General features: G+C 60.3%; 3 protein-coding genes. All 3 read right to left on the bottom strand.

Features of this window, described 5'->3' with window-relative positions:
• On the bottom strand, window positions 1-1,388 hold a 1,388-nt coding region (locus AACS18_RS14845), incomplete at its 3' end, for a carbon starvation CstA family protein (RefSeq protein ID WP_108612572.1).
• A gap of 140 nt (window positions 1,389-1,528) precedes the next feature.
• Complete coding sequence (gene btsR / locus AACS18_RS14840; RefSeq protein ID WP_033113463.1) at window positions 1,529-2,233, bottom strand: two-component system response regulator BtsR; 705 nt, start codon at window positions 2,231-2,233, stop codon at window positions 1,529-1,531.
• On the bottom strand, window positions 2,230-3,056 hold an 827-nt coding region (locus AACS18_RS14835), incomplete at its 5' end, for a sensor histidine kinase (RefSeq protein WP_181363289.1). The genes AACS18_RS14835 and btsR, both read right to left, overlap by 4 nt.

Raw genomic sequence — 3,056 nt, 5'->3', positions numbered from 1 at the left:
CGGAACTTCATCAGGAACGCCACGGTAATGGCCGCCGTTGCGGTCAGGCCGATGATGGTGGAGGTCCCCATCTCCAGCCCGAACCCGATGGGGGCGTTGGCCAGATAGGTGATCACGACAGCAGTCATGAACATGGCGGGAATGGTACAGATCCAGTGCAGCTTGCCCTCTTTGATGAGGTAGGCAGCCGCAGCCCACAGCATGATGACGGCGGTGGTCTGGTTGGCCCAGCCGAAGTAGCGCCAGATCACCCCGAATTCAGCCTTGGAGATGATGAAACCAAGGATAAACATGGGGATGGCGATGAGCAGACGCTTCATCAACGGCTTCTGGGTCATCTTCAGGAAGTCCGCCACGATCAGGCGCGCACTGCGAAACGCGGTGTCACCGGAGGTGATGGGCAGGATCACCACGCCGAGGATGGCCAGAATGCCGCCGACTGTGCCGAGCAGGCTGGTGGAGACTTCGTGTACTACGGCTGCCGGGCCGCCGTTGGCCATGGTAGCGTTGAGCGCTTCGGTGCTGTCGTAGAAGGAGAGACCCAGGGTGCACCAGATCAGGGCGATGATCCCTTCACCGATCATTGCGCCGTAGAAGATGAAGCGGCCGGATTTTTCGTTCTGCATGCAGCGCGCCATCAGCGGTGACTGGGTGGCGTGGAAGCCTGATACCGCGCCACAGGCGATGGTGATGAAGAGCAGCGGCCAGAGCGGCAGTTCGGTCGGGTGCAGGTTGGAGAAGTCCATCCCGGTGTTGTAGAAGCCTTTGCCGGAGACGATCAGGCCAATGATGAGGCCGACCGACATGAAGACCAGCAGGGCGCCGAAGATGGGGTAGAAGCGGCCGATGATCTTGTCGATGGGGACTATGGTCGCGAGGATGTAGTAGGCAAAGATCGCCACGATCCAGTAGACCAGATCGGTGGATGTGAGGTTGGCGAGCAGCCCTGCCGGGCTCAGCACGAACACCACGCCCACCAGCATCAGCAGCACTACGGCAAACAGGTTCATGAAGTGCTTGGCGGCGGTGCCCAGATGCTCACCCACCACGGTTGGCACCGAGGCCCCCTTGGCGCGTACCGACAGCATGCCAGAGAAATAGTCATGTACCGCACCGGCGAAGATACAGCCAAAGACGATCCAGAGCATGGCGACCGGGCCGTAGAGGGCACCGAGGATGGGGCCGAAGATGGGGCCGACGCCTGCGATGTTGAGCAGTTGAACCAGATAGACTTTCTTGTCCGACATGGGGACATAGTCCACCCCGTCAGCCATGGTGATGGCGGGGGTTTTCAGCTCGGGTTTCGGGCTGAATATCCGTTCGATGAATTTGCCGTATATGAAGTAGCCGGCCACAAGTAAGCCGACACAGAGGAAGAACCAGATCATTGCTACGCTCCTGCATTGTTATTTTTTAGTGTGCAGAGCGAGTCTAAAACGGTTGCGCCTGACTGGCAGGTGAAACTCCCCGAGCGGCGCTTTGGCGCGCCGAGCGGTCGGCGGCTGTGATCCGGCGCACACTCCGCGGTTCAGTCCAGCCCCAACTGATCTTTGAGCTCCTTGAGATAGCGACGACTAACCGGCACCCGGGCGCCGCTCGGGGTGACAATCTCTGCCAGCTGGTTATCCAGCAGCCGGATCTCGAAGATGGCGTTGGGGGAGACCAGATACTGGCGGTGGCAACGCAGCAGTGGGCTCTTTTCTTCCAGCGATTTGAGGGTGAGCTGGGTGTGGAACAGCTCCCCCTGACAGGCCACATGGACCCCGCCCAGATCGGAGAAGGCATACTCCACCTGTGCGATGGGCAGCAGCCGGACCCGATTGTGCAGATAGCCCGGAATATGTTCGATAGTCGGGGCCAGCCGCTCGATGGGCTGCGGGGCGATATCCTGCTTGAGGCGAGCGAGGGTCTTGGCGAGCCGAGCGGGCTCCACCGGCTTGAGCAGGTAGTCGAAGGCGTTCTCTTCAAATGCCTGAATGGCATACTCGTCAAAGGCGGTGACAAAGACGATGCGGGGCAGGGGGTCGAGCATGGCGACCAGCTCCATGCCGCTCAGCTTGGGCATCTGGATATCGAGGAACACCACATCAGGCTTGAGGCGCTGAATAAGCGGCAGCGCCTCGATGGCGTTGGCCGCTTCCCCCACGATCTCGATGGCAGGATCGCAGGCCAGCTGCTGCCTCAGCTCTTCGCGGGCGTAGTGTTCGTCATCGACTATCAGGGTGCGGATCATGGTTGCTCCTTGGGGATGGTGAACGAGACCCGGGTCCACTGTTCCGGCTCGCAGGCAATAGTCACGCCATAGCGCTTGCCAAAGGCGCTTTTCAGTCGCCGGTCGACGATGGTCATGCCCAGACCGTCGCCAGCGGGATGCGCTTGCCAGGTGCCTGCATTATCTTCCACGTGGATGGTGACGCTGGTGGGATGCTCATCGGTATAGAGGCGAATGCGCCCTTGCTCCAGCAGGGTCGAGATGCCGTGCTTGATGGCATTTTCGATCAGCGGTTGCAGGGTGAAGCTGGGCAGTCGCAGTGTGGCCAGATGGGGCGGGATCTCGTTTATCACCGTCAGCCGATCGCCAAAGCGGGCCAGCTCGATCTCCAGATAGGATTGGCAGTGCTCCTGCTCCTCCTGCAGGGTCGCAAGGCCGCTCTGGCGTTTGAGGTTCTTGCGAAAGAACAGCGAAAGATGCAGCAGAAGGTCTCGCGCCTTGTCCGGATCACGCCGGGTGATGGCACTGATGGTGTTGAGGGTGTTGAACAGAAAGTGGGGGTTGATCTGGGCCTGGATAAGTTTCAACTCGGACTGCACCAGCAGCCGTTGATGCTGCTCCAGCCGACCGGCCAGCAACTGCTGTGACAGCAGGTTGGCAATCCCTTCCCCCAGGGTGTGGTTGATCTTGAGAAACAGCCGCTTCTTCGGCTCGTAGAGCTTGATGGTGCCGATCACCCCCTTGTCCCCCTGCAGCGGGATCACCAGCACCGAGCCCAGCTGGCATGAGGGGGAGAGGCTGCAGCGATAGGGCTGGCTATTGCCATCGGCAAACAACACCTTGT

This window comes from Aeromonas sp. HMWF015 (assembly GCF_963878965.1).
GTDB lineage: Bacteria > Pseudomonadota > Gammaproteobacteria > Enterobacterales > Aeromonadaceae > Aeromonas > Aeromonas veronii.
Note: the sequence above shows the minus strand (reverse complement) of the source record. Positions and strands in the feature narration are given on the sequence as shown.